Raw genomic sequence first — 18,992 nt, 5'->3', positions numbered from 1 at the left:
AAATTGAGGTGAAAAAAATGTCAATGACCTTTTTATCACATTGAGTACCATAAAATCAGGCCAAGAAAGTTTGGTTAGGTCTGAGGTTCAAAATGTCGTCCATTACTTTATTATCCCGCCACCGAGGCACGAGTCATAGCGGTAAGGAAAACGAACCGTTTCTGTCCGTTATTGTCCCCATGTTTAACGAAGAAGCCGTCATAGAGGCTTGTCACCAGCGGTTATGTCTAGCGCTGGATCGCCTTAACCGGATGTGTGAACTGATTTATGTTGATGATGGAAGCACAGATCCTTGCTGTGATTTGGCCAACCAGTTTACCAGTTCGATCCATCAGGTCAGAACAATTCGTCTCAGTAGAAATTTTGGCAAAGAAGCGGCAATGACGGCTGGGCTACAGGCTGCAAGTGGGCAAGCGGTAATATTGATTGATGCGGATTTGCAAGACCCCCCTGAGTTGATCCCGGCCATGGTTGAGCAATGGCAGAATGGTTTCGATGTTGTCGATATGAAACGTAATCAGCGCCATGGTGAGGGCTGGTTCAAGCGTTCAACAGCTGCTTTGTTTTATAAATTGATGAATCGATTATGCGAAATACCTATTCCGGAAAATGTAGGTGATTTTAGGTTGATCGATCGCAGGGTGGTAAACGAAATTAATCGGCTTCCGGAGCGAACACGTTTTATGAAGGGCTTGTTTGCGTGGCCCGGTTTTCGGCGAACAACGCTTATGTTTGATCGTGATCCTCGCTTGTCCGGTCAGACGAAGTGGAATTACAGTCAACTCATGCATCTTGCGCTTGAGGGAATTACTTCTTTTAGTACCCGTCCGTTACGAATAGCGACCGGGGCTGGTCTGCTAACTTCTGTGGCCGCGCTAGCGATGGCTGTAGTCGTGTTTGCAAAGACATTGATCTGGGGGGAGCCGGTGGCGGGTTATCCGTCAACGATAATGGTTGTTCTGTTATTGGGCGGGGTACAACTGCTATCAATTGGTCTCATGGGGGAATATGTTGGTCGGTTGTTTATTGAGGCCAAGCAAAGACCGTTATTTGTTGTAATGGACGAACAGTTTCAAGATATTGAAGGGATGAGTGAGGAAGCAAAGGCATGAGCAACAAATCGTTAAATCTAACATTAACCCAGTATGCGATTGGGCTAGTTGTTGTTTCTGTTTTAGTCCGCTTGGCAACACTCGGCCTTTATCCATTGATGGATACAACAGAAGCCCGCTATGGTGAGATGGCTCGGATCATGTACGAGACCGGAAATTGGATCACCCCGATGTTTGACTACAATGTGCCATTTTGGGGTAAACCGCCGCTGTTTACCTGGTTAAGTGCGGCAGGTTTCGAACAGTTTGGTGTTAATGAGTTTGCAGCCCGATTACCTCACCTAGTGGTTGGAGTCGTTATTATTGGCCTAACTTGGTTGTTGGTTGCCAAATCACGTAAGAACAACGAAGAAGCGTGGCTAGCAGCGGCAATCCTTGCTACATCGGCGGCATTTATTGTTATATCCGGCGCGGTGATGACAGATACGGCGCTGACGTTGGGTATCACCTTGAGTATGGTGAGTTTTTGGCTCTCATGGCAGCAGAGCTCCAGGTGGTGGGGATACCTGTTTTTCGTTGGGCTCGCAATTGGGATGCTGGCCAAGGGACCGTTAACACTTGTGTTAGTTGGTATCAGCCTAACTTTGTGGCTAGGGCAAGAGAAGCGCTGGAAGAAGATCCCGACTTGTTTACCGTGGAAAGGAGGAATTGCACTATTTTTGCTTCTGTCATTACCGTGGTATCTGTTGGCTGAGTGGAAAAGTCCTGGTTTTCTTAATTATTTTATTATCGGTGAACACATTAAGCGTTTTGTTGTTAGTGGTTGGCAAGGTGATCTATACGGTACGGCACATAAAGAAATTCGAGGTACTATCTGGGTATATTGGCTACTAGCGGCTTTGCCTTGGACTCCGATATTGCTGCGTCAACTATGGCGAAGCTTTAAATCAGGCGATGAGAGCGGTGTATCTGACAATGGTTATTTGGGTTTTCTCTGGTGCTGGATGTTATCGCCATTAATTTTATTCACGTTTGCGGGCAATATTCTTGCAAGTTATGTGATGCCTGGCCTTCCTGCTGTAGCATTACTTATCGCAGGCTACAATCGTCAGCACAGACTATCTGATAAAGTTTATAAATTCGGTTTAGTTACGCCTGCTCTGATAATTGTTGTGGCCTTATTGCTTAAGTTCGGTTTAACCGGAAAAGAGGTCGAAAAGGGATTGATGGAGCAATGGGCACTACAGCCAGAAACTGCGCAGAGCGAGTTGGTTTATCTAAAAAAACGTCCCTTTTCAGCGCAGTTTTATTCTTACGGTAAAGCGGTCGAGGTAAAGGAGCCGTTGAGTGAGGTCATTAAACGAGCAGATTCGCATATGTTTCTTGTCGTGGAGAAAAAGCATATACCACAAGGTTTCCTATGGGATAAGAATCGTTGTGAACTACGTGGTGAGTCTAAGAAACGTGAGCTTGTATACTGTGTAGCACGAAATTGATGCTTCTCTAATGGAAAGCTGCTAAGCAAATGAGGTAGTGCCGCTTCCTATGACCTTGTTTATGTATGGGTACTGACAGTTTATTGCTGCTTTGTTCTGATGAAATACAGCATTGAAAGACGATTAAGAAGTGGTTGAAAAACCACTTCTTTTGGTAATAAAAAAATATCATGTTAACTGAAAATGTGCAGTACACAACAAAGCTGGTAGTCAAATAGGATTAATTAATCTAATGGCTTGACGGTATGCGAAATTGCTGTGAAAGTATGTGTATATTCAACCCTGTGAGTATTGGGGTGAAGCCTGTATTGTTGCTGTTTGAACTTGAAATATTAATAAGACAGCGGCAATCGTTATAAAGACATATCAAAGGATGATACGGCTATGATACCTAGAGATGCGACACTCCGTGTTGTCAGACCTACCGATAACTTGAATCAAATAACCCTTATGTATAGCAAAGCACTTGGCTTTGAGATGCTTAAACAATTCACCGATCATGACGGTTTTGATGGTGCAGTGTTAGGCCATCAAAAGCACGGTTACCATTTGGAGTTTATTCACCAGAAGGGAACTACCGTTGGTAGTGCGCCTAGTGAAGATAACTTGCTGGTGTTTTACATAGATTGCAGCCGTGTTTGGGAACGTGCCTGTCGGAATATGATTGATGCTGGTTTCAGTGTGGTTGAATCAAATAATCCATACTGGGAAGAGGTCGGTAAAACATTTGAGGATTTGGATGGCTACCGCGTCGTGTTGCAAAATCGCGATTGGGATATTTAAGCCAGACTCTGAAATCTAAAAAGCTCAGGCGAAAGTCTGAGCTTTTTTGTTTCTTGCGGCTGTTAATGTTCTTGAGCGTGGTGTTTATATGCTGATTGAAACATTAAAGCAAAACCATCTTGAGATAGCTCTTTGGCTGTCATTTCGGCAGCGCTCAGGCGGCGATAACATTCACCTAATGCTGCAATCACAATATCTATCTCTTTTGCGTTGAGTTGTTGTGTGTGCATCTTGTGCCTCTTTCTGAATTAAGCAGAAAAATAGTTATTTCACATTGTATCGACTGGAACTACTTTATGATTTAGACGATATAACAGCTTGTATGAATGCAAACTGAACAATGTGGAATTGGATTTTTTATTCGTTAGTGATGCTTATATGTTATTGATTTACAGTTTTGCTTTGTCAGGAAGATGTCAAATAAATGAAGGGATTAGTGCAATTTGGAATGGGTGTGCAGGCAGGTGCTTTATATAGTATATGTCTACACATCAAACCATGCCTGCAGCTTATCAAAGGTGGCAATAGAGCTGACAAAAACTGTCTAATACTTTTTATCTAGCTCTGCTAATTTGTGGATGAATTCTTGAATTTGCGCTTCATTATTATTGTGAAAGTCAGTGGTTGTCTGGTTAATGACGGTATCGGGATCTTCGTTTGCGGTATGGAAGTGGTAAGTATTATGGAAATTGATATCTAGGCTGACGTTGTTATCAGAAAGGCTGACACAGTATCCATCAGGATTTTCTGTACAAGTAACATCTTCTAATCGAATGCCTGTTTCTGTGGCTTTTCCCTGAGTTTTAATTTTCTCATATACACTTAGCAAGGTACGGACATCAACACTATTTTTCATAGTTACCTCCATTCGATTAGTTTGATTTAATCAAACAAAAAACACTGGGCTCATTAATAAATTTAGGTCTTGCTCAGACTGCCGCAAGTAAAGTTGGATGAATGTTAATTAAGATCAATATTTGTGCTTGATATACATCACGTTTTTGCGCGTAAGCTGGAAAATGGATGTTGATATTTTTGGCGATTTCATCGTGACCTTTAAAGATGTAAATGATAGTTTGAAATGAAGAATAGCCACTAAATGGAATTAATCCGATGTTTAATCAGCTCAGAGAAGCACAACTTGACCCTATATTGTCTCTATCAATTGCTTATCGAGAAGATGCCCGGGCAGATAAGATGGACTTAGGTATTGGGGTGTACCGAAACAGCCAAGGTGAAACACCAATAATGAGAGCGGTTCAGCAGGCGCAACAGCAGCAGTTGGATACACAAACAACCAAGGCTTATGTCGGACTAGCCGGTAATGAAGTGTTTAACCAGTCGATGATGGATTTACTTCTGACTGATACCTCTGCCCATACACGAGCAACTGCCGTTCAAACCCCGGGAGCAAGTGGGGCACTACGAATGCTCGCTGATTTGATGCGTTTAGCTCAACCTGATACTACGGTATGGATTTCAAACCCGAGTTATGTCAATCACAAACCTGTTATGGAAGCGGCAGGGCTGAAAGTGAGATTTTATCCCTATTTTGATCCAGCGACTAAGCAAGTAGACAGTAGCGCAATGCTTGCTGAGCTAGCGAAAGCCGGGCCACAAGATGTTGTTCTCCTGCATGGTTGTTGTCATAACCCGACGGGAGCCGATATATCTTTTGCAGACTGGATGGCCATTACAGAGCTTGCCAATAAAAACGGCTTCCTGCCTTTTGTTGATATTGCCTATCAAGGCTTTGGTGATGGTCTTGAGCAGGATGCTGCGGGCTTGAAACACATGGCAGACAATACTGAAGAAATGATTATTGCTACATCTTGCTCGAAGAATTTTGGTCTATATCGAGAACGAACAGGGGCCGCTATTGTGATTAGCGACAGCCTTAAGGTTGCGCAAAAAGCCAAGGGACGTATTCTAAATTTAGCGCGTTCTACCTATACTATGCCACCTGATCATGGTGCTGCTTTGGTTGCAACGATCCTCAGTGATCAGGAGCTCACTCGAACCTGGAAGCAAGAGCTAAGTGAAATGCACGGTCGTCTGTTGAGCTTAAGGACGGGTTTAACTCAAGCAGTACGTGCGCAGGGTTCCGATGACTTTGACTTTATTGAACAGCATAAAGGGATGTTTTCTGTTACAGGTTTAAGCCCCGAGCAGGTTGGCCGGCTGCGCGATGAATTTGCGATTTATGCCGTTGGTGATGGCCGCATTAATATTGCAGGTCTTCAGGAGCAGCAGCTGGACTATTTGGCGACGGCATTGCTGAGTGTTTCTAGTTAGCAATAAATATTGTTAGTGGAACCTATTCAATATCGAGGTGGGGGGCTATTTAGTTGCTCCCCATTTTTCGAGCATTTCCCTCAGCTCTTGTGACTGATATGGCTTGCAGAGAATATCGTCCATACCTGCGTTGATACAGTCTTGTCGCTCTGCCGATGTCGTGCCGGCGGTTAAAGCTAAAATCGGTTTATTGTAGCCGGACTCGCGCAGCTTTTTTGTTGCGCTGTACCCATCCATCACAGGCATTCTGCAGTCCATTAATATTACATCGAAGGACTGTTTGCTTAAAATCTCAATAGCCTGTTGACCATTATCAACAATTGTTGGATTCAAGCCCATTTTGGCAAGCATCAATTTGATAAGCATTTGGTTGGTTTTAAGATCTTCTACCACTAACACATTAAGCATATTAATTTGATGGTTTTGGAAGTGAGTGCGCTTACTGTCGGTGTTTGATGAGTGGTGGATTGACAAAGGAAGAGCCACGGTGAAAGTCGCCCCATCTCCTTTGCGGCTGGTAACTTGTATCTCTCCCTTCATCTGATTTGCCAATTGCTTACAAATTGCCAGCCCAAGGCCTGTACCTTCATGGGTACGCTTGCTGGAGATATCAACTTGAGTGAAGGGTTTGAATAGTTTACTTTGTTGATCTTCAGCAATTCCGCAGCCTGAGTCATTGACGTTAAACAATAGCTGATTATCATGCCAGTCGAGTTGGACAGTAACATGTCCTTTTGCCGTGAATTTGATCGCATTGCCAATGAGGTTTACATAGATTTGCTTAATTCTATCTTCATCGCCGATAAGCCAATTTGGAACTGAAGGGCTACAGATGATTTTAAAGGTAAGTTGCTTTTCTGATGCTCTAAACTGAAAGATATCTTCAAGCATTCCGGCCATATTGTGGCAGTTGAAAGGCTTTTCTATAAGCTCCAACATGCCAGCGTTGATTTTACTGTAATCCAGGAGGTCGTTGATAATTGCTCTTAGCAACTCTCCGGAATGGTTCAATGTATTAAGCAGCTTTTTTTGATGTGGGGTTAAAAGAGTATCATCCAGTAACTCGGCTGATCCTAAGACACCGTTTAACGGTGTTCTTAATTCATGGTTTATCATCGCTAAGAAATCACGTGTTGCTTGCTCAGAGGCTTCTGCTCGATTTCTTGCTGTTATTGCCTGTTCTAAACTCAGTTGTCTACCGATAGAAGATCTAAGCATTTCACTAAATAGTGACATATGTTTTTTAATGGTATGAAACCAGACACCAGTTGCGTTGATACGTGTAGCAAAAAAGCCCCGAACAGTATGCTCACTATCGAGTGATACCCATAAAATACCATCTGATTCGTCCCAATATACTTTTTCCTGGTTTAGCTGCTGTGGGCGTTGCCATTGCTGTCGTCGTCCAGAAGCATAACAAGTGTTGATGCCGACATCGGGTTCACATAATATCTCAATACAGCATGCTGTAACGGAAAGGTTATCGACCAAACTGTCCGCAAGCGATTGAATTATTTGAAATGAAGGGGAGTGCTTAAGAAATAATCTGCCATATTCAAGTAACAATGTTTCAATCTTCGCTTGATATGATAAAAGTTCAGAATCAACCTCTGCTTGCGCTTTTAGCTTTTCTAGAGAGCGTTCAAGTAGTTTCTTCGCGTCATACAGCTCATGGCTTTTAACTTCAAGTAGTTTCTCTGCCTCCTGCCGAGCCGATTTTTCACGCTGCAACTTTTTAAGCAGTAGAGCAATATGCTGATCTTTATCCATTTTTACTCCATGATTAAATCGATACTGAAGCGCACGTGACTCTGCTTTTTATTTATGGGTTCCATGGTAATTTGGACGTTCTGATGAAAATGCTTGGCGCAGCCTTTGATAAGCCCCTTGCAAACATGAGACATACAGCGAGCCGATTTATAGTCCATCAGCATATGGGATTTAGTTTCAGATAAAAAATCAAAGTGCGGTGGTGTCGCATCAGGATAGAGTTTCTTAACCTCTGTATGGATATGCTCTTCTACAGATTTAATAAAGCTGAACGTATCTTGTTGAAATTTATCCAGCTTGGGCAAGGTGCGATAGAGGCGGGGGAAAACGGCCTCACCATATATTTCCTGAAGTGTCTCTGTTGATATACCGGTGACTTTTCCTAAACTAATAATCAGTTTGACCAGATCATTATGGTCGTAACTGCCGACAGCTGTATAAACACCATCATCATTAGCTAGTTCGAGCATTTCTTGGCAAACTTCAAGGCCAAAGCTGTCTTCGACAATGTCTAAAAACTCAGTAAAAATGATTCCTTTCATTTTATAACCCTTCAGTAGCTCTTTCATCCATTATGGTAAGGGATAGAAGACGCGTCAAAAATCAATAACAAAGAAATGGGTATACAAAGTAACTGAGGTTAAATAGCAAGAGTGAAAGCGGAGAATTGAGTAAGCTAACTATCGTCAGAAAAGAAGAGGGGACCTTTCTGACGAAACGTTAGGGTATGTCCATAATTTTTTGGCCTACCTAGTCGCATCATTTTTCAGTTGCTCTGCTTGAAAATAGCAGTAGCGATAGCTGCAACTAAATTAAGGGCACACCCTAGAGGTTAACCGCGGGTGATGGCTAACTGAACGTTGTCGGAATGTACCCTGTTAATTAAGAAGCTTTCCATTTCATTAATAAGCTCTTTTTGGTTTGCCAGGGGAAGAGCATGCACATCAGATATAAGAGCAACATCATTATCTGGTTGAAAAATCATGCCACAAGTAACAGGTTTTCCTTTGTAGAAGCCTACAAATAATTGCGCCGGAGAGCCAGCTTCAAACATAATCTGGGTTAGGTACTCAATAACCGCTTCTTTTTCCTGCTCATTTTGCCATTTTGAGGACAAAATCAACGAGTAACGAATCGTTAATGGGTGGCAGTCAACTGGATAAATCGTTAGAGAATTAAGGGCTGTATCGGGAGTTGATGATATCAGTTCAGTTGACTGTTTTTGCTGGCTAGACTGGTATAGTGCCAGCCCTTTTTTACTTAGTGGCGTTGGGAATTCAGCCTCAGTAATGTGGCTGGCCATCCAGATTTTCTTTAATTCTATGAGTTGTTCAATCTTTGCCTGCATATCATCTGTTCTTAATTTAAATTCCACCACACCTTACCGTAAATTAGCTTGATAAGGTATGGGTTTTCAGACTGAGTGGTCAATTAATGGTTAAAAATGACGTCTTGGTGAGCGACTCGGTGTCTGTCACTATAAATGCCATCTGCAGCGCGTTTACCACAACTTACGATCATGGTGATTTCAGCCTGTTTAGGTAAGCCTAGTAGTTTTTTGGCCCGTTGAGAATCAAACCCTTCCATCGGACACGTATCATAGCCTTCAGCTTGCATTGCTGTCATGAATGTCATTGCGGCCAAGGAGCTACTTTTGTGCAGACAAACGCGGATATCGCTCTTGCTTACTTCACGAACCATAGGCTTTCGCTGTCCGAGAAAGTAACTAAAAATTTTACGTCCGATACCAAAAAAACCGAATCGGTCATTGTTATAAATGAAGGGAATAAGCTTCTCATAATACTTTAAAGCTCGCTTTGCCGTTGCGTCTTCTCGTCCATCAAAGGCCTGGCGAATATGCGCTGCGTTGATCTCTGCACGAGACTTCCATTTATAGGGAGTCACAACAAAAGCAACAAGTTCGCTGGCCGTTTTGGCCGCGTTTTGCCCCATGCAGATCTCAGCAAGTTGCTCCCGCTTATCTTCACTGATGATCCGATGAAACTCCCATAATTGCATATTTGAGCTATTTGGCGAAAGTGTCGCGAGCTCAAGAGAGCGACCGACTACTTGATGGTCAAACTCAATATTTTGTTCATACTTTCTTACTGAGCGACGTGACTGAATTAGTTCACTGAAAACGGTTTTAGAATTTGACATAGAGAATTAGATTAACTCAAAAATACAGGCAAGCTTTATCATAGCAATCTTGAGGTGGCTTGGATATAAGTGAAATAGAGGCTACCAACAGCACTTATTGCGAGTGAATTCCCATTTATCTGCGATATCTGCCATTCAGTCAATTTAAATACGATTTGTCACAAGGGAAACGTAATAACTCAGTAATTGAGTAATCTTATGCTTGTGCAAGCAATAGGCGATATCTTTGTTGAACTTGTACCATGGAAAGATGAATGAAAATACAATTTGCTAGGCTGTTCTGAGTGCGAGGTCTTATTTTTAGCTAAAAGACTGCGCCGTTTATAAGGGAAAGGTATTCACTGGCCGCTGAATCCTTATCTTAACGCATTCAGGCAGCCTATTTTTATGCGATAGTTCCATGCTGCTGTAAGCCAACTCATTGCAATAGTTGAGTCTTGAAATGGGTTTTCACCCCCATTTTTGCTGAAATCATCTCAGTCATATTTTTCAGTGTATGTATAATCGCTGTGTTTCATATTGTTGGTTGAGCGCATGGTGGAAAGTTGTGGGGTGTGAATGAATATTTTGAGATTTAATCTTACCGCCCGGGACATATGTATCAGTATCTGCTTATGTATTGGCATTGCGTTGATTACTTTCATGATAAGGGGCGGGGAATTTAGTCGTCATCTGATTATTGCGTTTGGTTATGGTGGTATTTGTAATGCAATCAGCTTGCTTATTCAATATTACTGGCCTTCATGGCGCTCATCTTTACACTTTTTCCTTGTTGTTGGAGGAACCCTTTTTCTGGGAACGCTCCATGCCATGATGTGGTCGGTTTGGTATCCGGTTCAAGATGGTGGGAACGACTTTTTTAGTCTGGTTGGTTTCTCATTGTTCTTCTCCACGTTGATTTACTATTTTTTCTACAATCGTGAAAAAGCATTGTTATATGAGAGTGAGTTACGCCAGGCAAGGTTGACTCAAGCTGAGCAAGAGAAAGCATTGGTAGTTAGCCAACTGCAGGTACTGCAAAGCCAAATCGAACCCCATTTCCTTTTTAATACCCTTGCGAACTTGCAAGTATTGATCGACGCAGACCCCAATAAAGCGAAGCAATTATTAGTCAGGTTAACTGAATTACTTCGGATCAGCCTAAAGAAGAGTCGTCGCGAATGGATAATGTTGGGGGACGAGATTGACTTGCTTGATGCGTACTTAGGTATTCAATCGATGCGTTTGGGTGACAGGCTGACTTATCGATTAGTCATTGATGATGACGTAGATAAGCAATGGGATATTCCCCCTCATATGTTACAACCGTTAGTTGAGAATGCCGTTTTTCATGGTATAGAGCCTCGTGAAGAAGGTGGAGAGGTTGCCGTGTTTATATCTTGCCACCAAGAGCGTTTGTTGGTTGAAATAAAGGATAATGGTGTTGGCTTCGAAGGTGCACCGCTCCAGCATGGACACGGCGTTAGCCTTGATAACATACGTCAGCGTTTAAAAGCACTGTATGGGGAAAAAGCATACTTATCTATCTCTGCACCTGAGAGTGGTGGAGTAACCACCAGAATAGAGCTAATTCCCGGAGAGTATTTATCATGATTAGCCAGCAAACAATAACTGCGGTAATTGCCGACGATGAGCCTTTATTGCGTCACCATTTAAATCGTTCGTTGGCTGAAGTTTGGCCTCAACTTGATGTCGTTGCCTGCGACTCTGATGGCAATACAGTATTAGCCAGTATAAAAAAACATAAGCCTGATATCGCATTTATAGATATTCGCATGCCAGGTCTCGATGGAATATCGGTTGCGAAGGCGCTTAATAAAATAGATAAGATCCCTGTTATTATTTTCATCACGGCTTACGATGAATATGCCATTCAAGCTTTTGAGGAACACGCTTTTGATTATTTACTCAAACCTTTGAATGAAAAGCGCCTGATGACTACCTGCGAGCGGGTACAGACATACTTTTCGGCTATTCATTCAGAGAACAATCGTACTGATGTTACTACTGTCACTGCGATTGAGCGTTTAGTTGCAAGAGTTATTTCTCCTCGCAGTCAGTATTTACGCTGGATAAAAGCAAGTAAAGGAGATGATATTTGCTTGGTCTCAGTAGATGACGTGAATTACCTGAAAGCTGAAGACAAATATGTCAGTGTATATACGAACGACAATGAATATGTCATTCGTACTCCATTAAAGGAACTAATCAAACAGCTGGAGCCTGATTTATTCTGGCAAATTCACCGTGCTACGATAGTTAGAGTTGATGCGATCGAGCGAGTGAAGCGTGATTTTGCCGGACGGATGTTTGTTTACTTGTGTGATGGTAAGGTAAAGCTTGCGGTGAGCCGAAATGCTCAAGGACTATTTAAGCAAATGTAAACCAAGTCATAATAGTTTACCGACGACTGTTCGTAGACTAATCAACTAACATAACAATATGTGACATTTGGATTGAGCAATTGGAGCTTATCTATGCAACTTATCGCGCTATGTTCCATTTATCCGTATTTATTACCGTTTATCGCATTCATACTCACTTATTTTTCGTTACATATATTCTGACTATATAAACAGCTGGTTATCCTAGCAATAAAATAACCAGGTGACCATTTTAATGAATCAAGAAGCACGCTGTCTTAGATTATAAAATAACGTTAGTTGGCACTAAACAATGAGACAGCCTTGGGGGAGAGGGGGATTTAATATCCCCCTGAACTCAATGAGGAAATATGATTGAATTTCAGCGAATACAAAAAACTTACAGTTTGGAACATTATCGTTATGATGCACTAAAAGGTGTTGATGGCTATGTTGATAGCGGTGAGGTTGTTGCTCTTTGCGGGCCATCGGGAGCTGGTAAAAGTTCGTTATTAAGCATTTGTAGCCTGCTAGATAACAACTATAAGGGAAGAGTTATTATCGGAGGTACCGCGGTTACAAAAACATCTTAGTTTGCTATAGATGTTCGCCGTGAAAAGATGGGGTTTATCTTTCCTGATTTCAATTTGGTCTCTGCTTACACTGTTTTTGAAAACATTGAGTTTCCGCTAATTCTTAATAATGTACCTAAGATGGAGAGGCTCGGTCGTGTTGTTGAAATGCTGAATAAGCTCGAAATTAGTCGGTTTTCTCATTTAAAACCCGAGCAACTAAGTGCTGAAGTCAGGCAGCGGGTAACTGTTGCTAGGGCGTTCATTAATCAACCTGTTGCGGTAATCGCCGATGAGCCAACGGCATATCAAGAATATGACGAAGCGATCGGGATCTTAGAGCATATTAAGCGGTTGGGGCAAGAGTTAAGTACAGCTGTATTGATGACAACCTATAATGCAGATCTTGCAGCACAGTGCGATCGGACTATTCACTTGCAAGATGGTTTCGTCGTTGAACATGTACCATTAGCCTTATTGAAGCGGAGAAAAGTCGCAGAGGCGCTTCCATGGGGAATATAGTGTTACACCTTAAGTTAGTGAAGGGTAGCTTGATTACTCAGTGGCGCTATACATTATTATTAGTTTGTTTGGTGAGTACCAGTGCGGTTGCATTGAAGCTTATCCGGACCTATGACTTTTGTACGTCTGAATCAGTAAGTAATACTCTACAAAAGGTGTGCTCGATAAGTCAGTTCATTCTTGTTGCGTGCTTGATTGCCGGAACGATTAAAATAACTACAAGTAAATTATTAGCAAATATATCAACCTTAAAAGTATTCACTATCATTGGGATGTATAAAACGGAAATGTTATTTAGTCTGGCGATGGAAGCTCTGTGCATTTCAATATTTGGAGTATTTATTGCCACCTATTTTGTACTTCATTATCAGTTAGTCGCTGAACCGCGTATGCTACTGATTGTGATTGAAGGGGGTATGATGGTGCTCATTGTGAGTGGTACATCACTGTTATCAGCTCTGTATACGGTTAGGGCAATTGTAGACAAGGAAAGGTGTTACCGAAGCGCCACTGCATCATAATGAAACTCAGTAAAAATTGATAACAGGCATAGGTAACAACAATTAATGCCCTTACTGTCGAGAAAGGAAAATACTCGCCGAGAAAGACGGCTTACACAAACGTATAGAAGAGTTTCAGCGACAGTTAGAAGAGCCTTCACATTATACTGAATAATCTATCTTTCAAATAGTTAAAGCGCCTCGCTCACAGGGCGCTTTTTTTTTGCCCTGTGCATTCATCGGTTGTCTATCAGCTTATATTGCTTGATAAATGCTTTAAAGTTGTTAGTTTGAATTAGTGGTGGTGTATTGATTATGTTGCATTTTTGGGGTTGATTGAATGCCAAAATGCAGTCGTTGAGGAGTTTTGTATGGATGGTGGACAACGTGATGTCACATTAAGGTTCCTCGCTGAGCCGGGTGATGTCAATTTTGGTGGCAAGGTTCATGGCGGGGCTGTGATGAAATGGATAGATCTGGCAGCTTATGCATGTTCTGCCGGGTGGAGTGGGAAATACTGTATTACTGCCTATGCTGGTGGTATTCGTTTTGTCGCCCCAATCCATGTTGGTAATCTTGTTGAGGTGAGTGCAAAGGTTATTTATACCGGTACATCTTCAATGCATATTGCTATTGATGTTCAGGCAAGTGACCCGAAAACCTTAGAAAGGCGGCTTACTACACATTGTATCGTGATAATGGTTGCTGTTGATGAACAAGGCAAACCTACCTCTGTGCCTGAGTGGGTACCGCAGACAGAAGAAGATAAGATGCTCCGTGATTCGGCGATCAAATTAATGAATATGCGCAAAGAGATTGGCGAAGAGATGGAAGCTCACGTTAAATATTTAAAATAGAGCCGTTGATCGCCTGAGGGCTTGACGATTTCACTAACTTAACCTGAATCAATAACAAGTTATATTCCTTTGTCTTTGTTGGTAATAATAATTAGAATCATTTGCAATTATTCGTGAGGAGTAGAATTGATGAAGGAATTGGTTGTTTTTGGTGCAAGTCGAGGTTTAGGGTTGGCCATTGCAAAGTATTATCGTGAGCAGGGGCATCCAGTAACAGCAATGGTGAGGGACCCGGATTCTGCTACTGAGTTAGCTGATGCCGGGGTCTCTGTCATAAAAGGCGATGGATTAAATCCTGAAGATATCGAACATGTATTGCGCCAAGCTTCACCAGACTCTTGGGTAATTTCAACCATGGGGAGTTTTCGTGCGAGTCAGCCAGTGGACTATATTGGACATCGTCACCTTATAAATCTTCTCGAAGAACATAAGCTACAGCGCTTCTTGATGGTGACGTCATTAGGCTGTGGTGACTCCTGGGCTACGCTTCCTGAAAGAGCAAAGGCTGCTTTTGGTCAAGCTGTCCGTGAAAAAAGCTTAGCCGAGTCATGGCTTCAGACTAGTCTGCTAGAATATACCATCCTGAGGCCTGGCGGCTTGCAAGATGGGGCTGTGAGTCAAAGCGGTGAATTGTCGCAGGGTAAAGAGGTTCATGGCCTAATTAGCCGAAGCGAAGTTGCGCGTTTGACGCTGAAATTGCTTGCTGACGATACTTCAATTCGCCAGATTTATGAGTGTGTTGATCCAGAGTTTGTCTATAAGCGCTAGGGTGTTTTCCTTAAATTATCCCTACCATCGTTATTGGTTCAAAATTCGTGGTAGCAATCGAAATGGCGATGGTCATATCTTCAAGCTATTTTGGGCAGCTAGCGCGGATTTTAGCCATAACACTCGGATGCGCTATTTTCTGTGTTTGGCTGCCTTAAAAATTGGACTGTTTTTTGAGTTCATATTCAGACCGGATTAGGTTTTATGCCCTAAACTGAAGGCTGTACAGTCAGAAAGGATTCAGTATGGTACAGAAGATCAATCAAGAAGCGCCCAAATCCGCACTCGTTGTCGAAGGAGGCGCGATGAGAGGGATTTTTGCGGCAGGTGTTCTCGACAGTTTCATTGATAGTGGTTATCGCCCCTTTGATTTTTGTATTGGTGTATCTGCGGGATCAACTAACTTGGCGGCCTGGTTGGCGAACCAGCGAGGCAGAAGCTATAAGGTCATCACTGATTACTCATGCCGTCCGGAATTTATCGACTTCAAACGCTTCATCAAAGGAGGCCATTGGCTTGATCTTGATTGGTTATGGGACATAACCATTAGAGAGATTAATATCGATGCCGAGGCAATGGCAAGCCAACCTATTCCGTTGTATGTGGTAACGACAAAAGTACAAACCGGCGAAGCAGTATATATACAAGCAACACCTGATAATTTGAATGAGTTGTTGAAGGCATCTTGCTCGGTACCAATAGCCTATCGCCAATATCCGCAAATTGGTGACGAACCGATGACAGATGGTGGCGTTGCTGATTCTATTCCAGTTGTGAAGGCTTATGAAATGGGGGCAAGAGACATTACTGTCGTTCTATCACGACCGCTTGGCTATACCAAGTCACAAGTTAAAAATAAGTGGTTAGTGAAAAAGTTATTGTCCGAGCATCCTATTTTGGCTGAAGCCATGATTAGCCGTGCAGATAGCTATAACCGAGCGATTGAATTTGTTAACAGCCCCCCAGAGGATTGCACTTTGCACGTCATCGCGCCGCCGGAGAGTTTTGCTGTCGGTCGGATTACTACCGATTGGAAAAAACTTAATGCTGGTTATCAATTAGGAATAGATGCATCTAAATCATTAAATTTTGCTGGGGAAGCAATGTGATAGAAAGGGCAATAGAAACAGATATTCCCGAAATAACGGTTTTGATAGAGGAAGCAATCAAGACTTGTATTGATGTAACTAACCATGAAGCTAACGAGCTTGTTTCTCAATGCGTAAGCAATATGCATTGGTGGCGAAATAATGCTAACGATACTGTGCATTTGGTATATCGAACTGATGACCGAATTGTGGGAGTTGTATTGATTAAGGAGTATTGGAATCTGGTGAGTCTGTTTGTGGCGCCAGATCACCATGCGAGAGGAATTGGTAAGCAACTCGTACTAGAGGCTTTATCACAATGTCGGGGTAAATCACCAAAAGGTATAGTGAAACTCTGTTCATCGACCCATGCTCAAGACTTTTACCGAACTATTGGCTTTCATCAGGTAGGTGAACCGAAAGCGTTGCCGGGAGGCTGTATTCCTTTTTCCTATTTGCTTGGTTAGAAGGTGTTATACACATTGAATCAGTACAGGCTGCAGTTGCAGCCTGTTTGTATTATTTTAGTTGGTATGGTGAATGCGAATAATTCCCGTGATGCTGTGAACAGGCAGAGTATGCTTTCTCGCGTGCGTTTTACGATACTTTAAGCAATAACGTTTTGAAGCAGCCTTATGGAGTTACTATGCAGTCAATTAAAAACCGCTCGCTGATTTCTTTTTTATGCGAGCCATCAGAAACAACCCTTGCCGTTGAGAATCCGGCGACGGGTGAGATTCTTGGTCACATTGCGACCCAAAGTCGCGATGAGATTGGTGCTGTAATTGGCCGATCTCATGAGGCACAAAAAATGTGGCAGAAAAGATCAGCCAAAGAACGCGCCGGCATTCTTCGTCGTTGGTTCCAGTTGATGATGGAAAACCAACAAGACCTTGCGCGTCTGATGACGCTTGAGCAGGGTAAACCACTGGTAGAAGCCAAAGGAGAAGTGGCTTACGGCGCTTCATTTATCGAATGGTTTGCCGAAGAAGCCAAACGTACCTACGGCGAAACGATACCGGCACCTATGGGTGATCGTCGTCTTGTGACGATAAAGCAGCCAGTCGGTGTGGCTGCTGCAATTACGCCCTGGAATTTTCCCATTGCGATGATCACCCGCAAGGCCGCACCAGCCTTGGCGGCAGGGTGTAGCTTTATTGCCAAGCCTGCTAATCAAACTCCGCTGTCTGCATATGCGACAGCGGAACTGGCTTATCAGGCAGGGATCCCTCGCGACTTGCTGACACTGGTGGTCAATCAGTCCAACAGTATGATTGGCGAGGTGTTCTGCAGTCAGCCGCAAATAAGAAAATTGTCTTTTACCGGTTCAACCCAGGTTGGTCGTTTGTTGCTTGCTCAATGTGCCAATGATGTGAAACGTACATCGATGGAGCTTGGCGGTAATGCGCCGTTTATTGTGTTTGATGATGCGGATATTGACAAAGCGGTGCAGGGTGCGATTGCATCAAAATTCCGAAATGCCGGGCAAACTTGTGTTTGTGCCAATCGGTTCTATGTACAGGACGGGGTTTATGACTCATTTGTTGATAAGTTTGTTGCAGTCGTCAAGCAACTGAAAATCGGTAATGGCTTAGATCATGGCGTAGTTATCGGTCCTGTGATTGAGGAAAAAGCAAAACACGGTATTCAGGCTCTTATTGATAGAGCTATACAGCAAGGAGCGACAGTAGCCTATGGTGATACGCCTCAGCCCGGACTATTTATGGCACCGACCGTATTGACGAATGTACAGCAAGATATGGATATCGTTAAGCAAGAGATTTTTGGCCCGGTAGCGCCGATAATTCGCTTCAATAATGACGAAGAGCTTATCGAGATGGCTAACGATACTATCTATGGACTGGCTTGTTACTTCTATAGCCGAGATATCGGCCGCGTATGGAAGGTAGCCGAAGCACTGGAATACGGCATGGTGGGAATCAACGAAGGCATCATTTCAACCGAAGTCGCGCCCTTCGGTGGGGTGAAGCAGTCGGGGCTAGGGCGCGAAGGAGCGAAACAGGGGATTGATGAATATCTTGAGATCAAATACCTGTGTTTTGGAGGTATCTAAGGTCCAATTAATCCGGTCATCATCAGTTAGCCGATATCAGTCCAACTTTAGTCATAATATTGGGTTCGTTGTGTGTTATGGCGTTAAAATAACGCCACAATATCAAAGAACTTTCGGTCTTCACCGATAAAAACTTCAACCGCATCATCGACTTGTTGGCCAGACAGGGCTTCTCCGAGTGGAGCTGACGGGGTAACAATGATGATTTCCTTCCCTTCAAAAGTGAGCTTCAGGCCACCTGCCGCAGGGCCAAGAAAGATATATTTATCGGTATCGTCTTCATCGACAAGATGAATCAAGCACCCAAGAGCGATGGGATCTTCATTAGCAAACGGCCTGGCATCTAGTTTGGCATATTTTGCGAGGTCTTCTTCGCATTCGGCTACCCGGTGAGCTTGTCCCTGCGCCAGGTAGGACGCTTCGAGGCTAAGGGTATCGTATTTATGCTCCGGTGCATTTTCCTCATGGGTCGCTGTTTCATAGGCGCGTGTTGCCGCGTCCACGGCAGCCTGATGAACATTTTTTAGCTCATCTATAATATGTTTGAGTAACAGCGCTTTATCCATGTATCTAATCATCTTTAATTGTCGGTGAAGAAGAGCATCGTACCCGAAAGCTGGCTAAATATCACATTTGGATAGGTATTCATGGTTTATCTTGTTTTTTTCATCAATACCGTACTAAGAGGTGGC

General features: G+C 43.0%; 19 protein-coding genes and 1 pseudogene. 13 read left to right on the top strand and 7 right to left on the bottom strand.

The annotated features are described in order from the left end of the window. Positions 1-92 precede the first annotated feature (92 nt). The 3 genes from MD588_RS14070 to MD588_RS14060 all read left to right on the top strand — a co-directional run bounded on the left by MD588_RS14070 (position 93) and on the right by MD588_RS14060 (position 3,331). Positions 93-1,112 carry a glycosyltransferase family 2 protein gene (locus MD588_RS14070; RefSeq protein ID WP_322784252.1) on the top strand — a complete coding sequence of 340 codons (1,020 nt, stop codon included), beginning with the start codon at positions 93-95 and terminating at the stop codon, positions 1,110-1,112. Beyond that, a complete protein-coding gene (locus MD588_RS14065; RefSeq protein WP_265697997.1) occupies positions 1,109-2,548 on the top strand; it encodes an ArnT family glycosyltransferase in 1,440 nt (479 codons plus the stop codon). Before MD588_RS14070 ends, MD588_RS14065 begins: the two co-directional genes overlap by 4 nt. Positions 2,549-2,932: 384 nt before the next feature. Next, positions 2,933-3,331 carry a VOC family protein gene (locus MD588_RS14060; RefSeq protein ID WP_265697996.1) on the top strand — a complete coding sequence of 133 codons (399 nt, stop codon included), beginning with the start codon at positions 2,933-2,935 and terminating at the stop codon, positions 3,329-3,331. A gap of 62 nt (positions 3,332-3,393) precedes the next feature. Here the strand turns inward: MD588_RS14060 and MD588_RS14055 are convergent, their stop codons facing one another. Then, positions 3,394-3,561, bottom strand: coding sequence for a hypothetical protein (locus MD588_RS14055; RefSeq protein ID WP_265697994.1), 168 nt, complete (start codon positions 3,559-3,561; stop codon positions 3,394-3,396). Positions 3,562-3,875: 314 nt separating this feature from the next. Beyond that, the gene (locus tag MD588_RS14050; protein WP_265697992.1) at positions 3,876-4,187 is read right to left on the bottom strand and encodes a DUF3081 family protein; all 312 of its coding nucleotides are present in this window, start codon (positions 4,185-4,187) and stop codon (positions 3,876-3,878) included. A gap of 257 nt (positions 4,188-4,444) precedes the next feature. On the opposite strand from MD588_RS14050, the gene MD588_RS14045 reads away from it, so the two are divergent. After that, positions 4,445-5,626 (top strand): amino acid aminotransferase, encoded by a 1,182-nt coding sequence (locus MD588_RS14045; protein WP_265697991.1) that lies wholly within the window; start codon positions 4,445-4,447, stop codon positions 5,624-5,626. A gap of 45 nt (positions 5,627-5,671) precedes the next feature. On the opposite strand, the gene MD588_RS14040 is transcribed toward MD588_RS14045, so the two are convergent. The 4 genes from MD588_RS14040 to MD588_RS14025 all read right to left on the bottom strand — a co-directional run bounded on the left by MD588_RS14040 (position 5,672) and on the right by MD588_RS14025 (position 9,556). Next, on the bottom strand, positions 5,672-7,396 hold the full coding sequence (locus MD588_RS14040) for an ATP-binding protein (protein ID WP_265697989.1): 1,725 nt from the start codon (positions 7,394-7,396) through the stop codon (positions 5,672-5,674). A 2-nt stretch (positions 7,397-7,398) separates the two neighbouring features. Continuing rightward, positions 7,399-7,938: a heme NO-binding domain-containing protein gene (locus MD588_RS14035; protein WP_265697988.1), complete on the bottom strand. Its 540-nt coding sequence runs from the start codon at positions 7,936-7,938 to the stop codon at positions 7,399-7,401. A gap of 290 nt (positions 7,939-8,228) precedes the next feature. Further along, positions 8,229-8,771 (bottom strand): hypothetical protein, encoded by a 543-nt coding sequence (locus MD588_RS14030; RefSeq protein WP_265697987.1) that lies wholly within the window; start codon positions 8,769-8,771, stop codon positions 8,229-8,231. 56 nt (positions 8,772-8,827) lie between these two features. Continuing rightward, positions 8,828-9,556, bottom strand: coding sequence for a nitroreductase family protein (locus tag MD588_RS14025; protein ID WP_265697986.1), 729 nt, complete (start codon positions 9,554-9,556; stop codon positions 8,828-8,830). Between the two features lie 558 nt (positions 9,557-10,114). Here MD588_RS14025 and MD588_RS14020 point away from each other — a divergent pair. The 9 genes and pseudogenes from MD588_RS14020 to MD588_RS13980 all read left to right on the top strand — a co-directional run bounded on the left by MD588_RS14020 (position 10,115) and on the right by MD588_RS13980 (position 18,300). Further along, positions 10,115-11,149, top strand: coding sequence for a sensor histidine kinase (locus tag MD588_RS14020; RefSeq protein ID WP_265697984.1), 1,035 nt, complete (start codon positions 10,115-10,117; stop codon positions 11,147-11,149). Continuing rightward, positions 11,146-11,940, top strand: coding sequence for a LytR/AlgR family response regulator transcription factor (locus MD588_RS14015; RefSeq protein WP_265697983.1), 795 nt, complete (start codon positions 11,146-11,148; stop codon positions 11,938-11,940). Before MD588_RS14020 ends, MD588_RS14015 begins: the two co-directional genes overlap by 4 nt. 350 nt (positions 11,941-12,290) lie before the next feature. After that, positions 12,291-13,013 (top strand): annotated as a pseudogene (locus MD588_RS14010) (ABC transporter ATP-binding protein). Beyond that, on the top strand, positions 13,001-13,534 hold the full coding sequence (locus tag MD588_RS14005) for a hypothetical protein (RefSeq protein WP_265697982.1): 534 nt from the start codon (positions 13,001-13,003) through the stop codon (positions 13,532-13,534). Before MD588_RS14010 ends, MD588_RS14005 begins: the two are co-directional and overlap by 13 nt. 350 nt (positions 13,535-13,884) lie before the next feature. Continuing rightward, positions 13,885-14,370 (top strand): acyl-CoA thioesterase, encoded by a 486-nt coding sequence (locus MD588_RS14000; RefSeq protein WP_265697981.1) that lies wholly within the window; start codon positions 13,885-13,887, stop codon positions 14,368-14,370. A gap of 129 nt (positions 14,371-14,499) precedes the next feature. Further along, complete coding sequence (locus MD588_RS13995; RefSeq protein WP_265697979.1) at positions 14,500-15,138, top strand: SDR family oxidoreductase; 639 nt, start codon at positions 14,500-14,502, stop codon at positions 15,136-15,138. Positions 15,139-15,383: 245 nt separating this feature from the next. Further along, the gene (locus tag MD588_RS13990) at positions 15,384-16,247 is read left to right on the top strand and encodes a patatin-like phospholipase family protein (protein ID WP_265697977.1); all 864 of its coding nucleotides are present in this window, start codon (positions 15,384-15,386) and stop codon (positions 16,245-16,247) included. Further along, complete coding sequence (locus tag MD588_RS13985) at positions 16,244-16,693, top strand: GNAT family N-acetyltransferase (protein WP_265697976.1); 450 nt, start codon at positions 16,244-16,246, stop codon at positions 16,691-16,693. The genes MD588_RS13990 and MD588_RS13985 overlap by 4 nt, the downstream gene beginning before the upstream one ends. 179 nt (positions 16,694-16,872) lie before the next feature. Next, positions 16,873-18,300, top strand: coding sequence for an NAD-dependent succinate-semialdehyde dehydrogenase (locus tag MD588_RS13980; RefSeq protein ID WP_265697975.1), 1,428 nt, complete (start codon positions 16,873-16,875; stop codon positions 18,298-18,300). An 83-nt stretch (positions 18,301-18,383) separates the two neighbouring features. On the opposite strand, the gene MD588_RS13975 is transcribed toward MD588_RS13980, so the two are convergent. Further along, a complete protein-coding gene (locus MD588_RS13975) occupies positions 18,384-18,866 on the bottom strand; it encodes a GreA/GreB family elongation factor (RefSeq protein ID WP_265697974.1) in 483 nt (160 codons plus the stop codon). Between the last annotated feature and the right edge of the window lie 126 nt (positions 18,867-18,992).

The organism is Photobacterium obscurum (assembly GCF_026191635.1).
Lineage (GTDB): Bacteria > Pseudomonadota > Gammaproteobacteria > Enterobacterales > Vibrionaceae > Photobacterium > Photobacterium obscurum.
The sequence above is the reverse complement of the archived record's forward strand: the minus strand, read 5'-3'. Positions and strand labels throughout refer to the sequence as shown.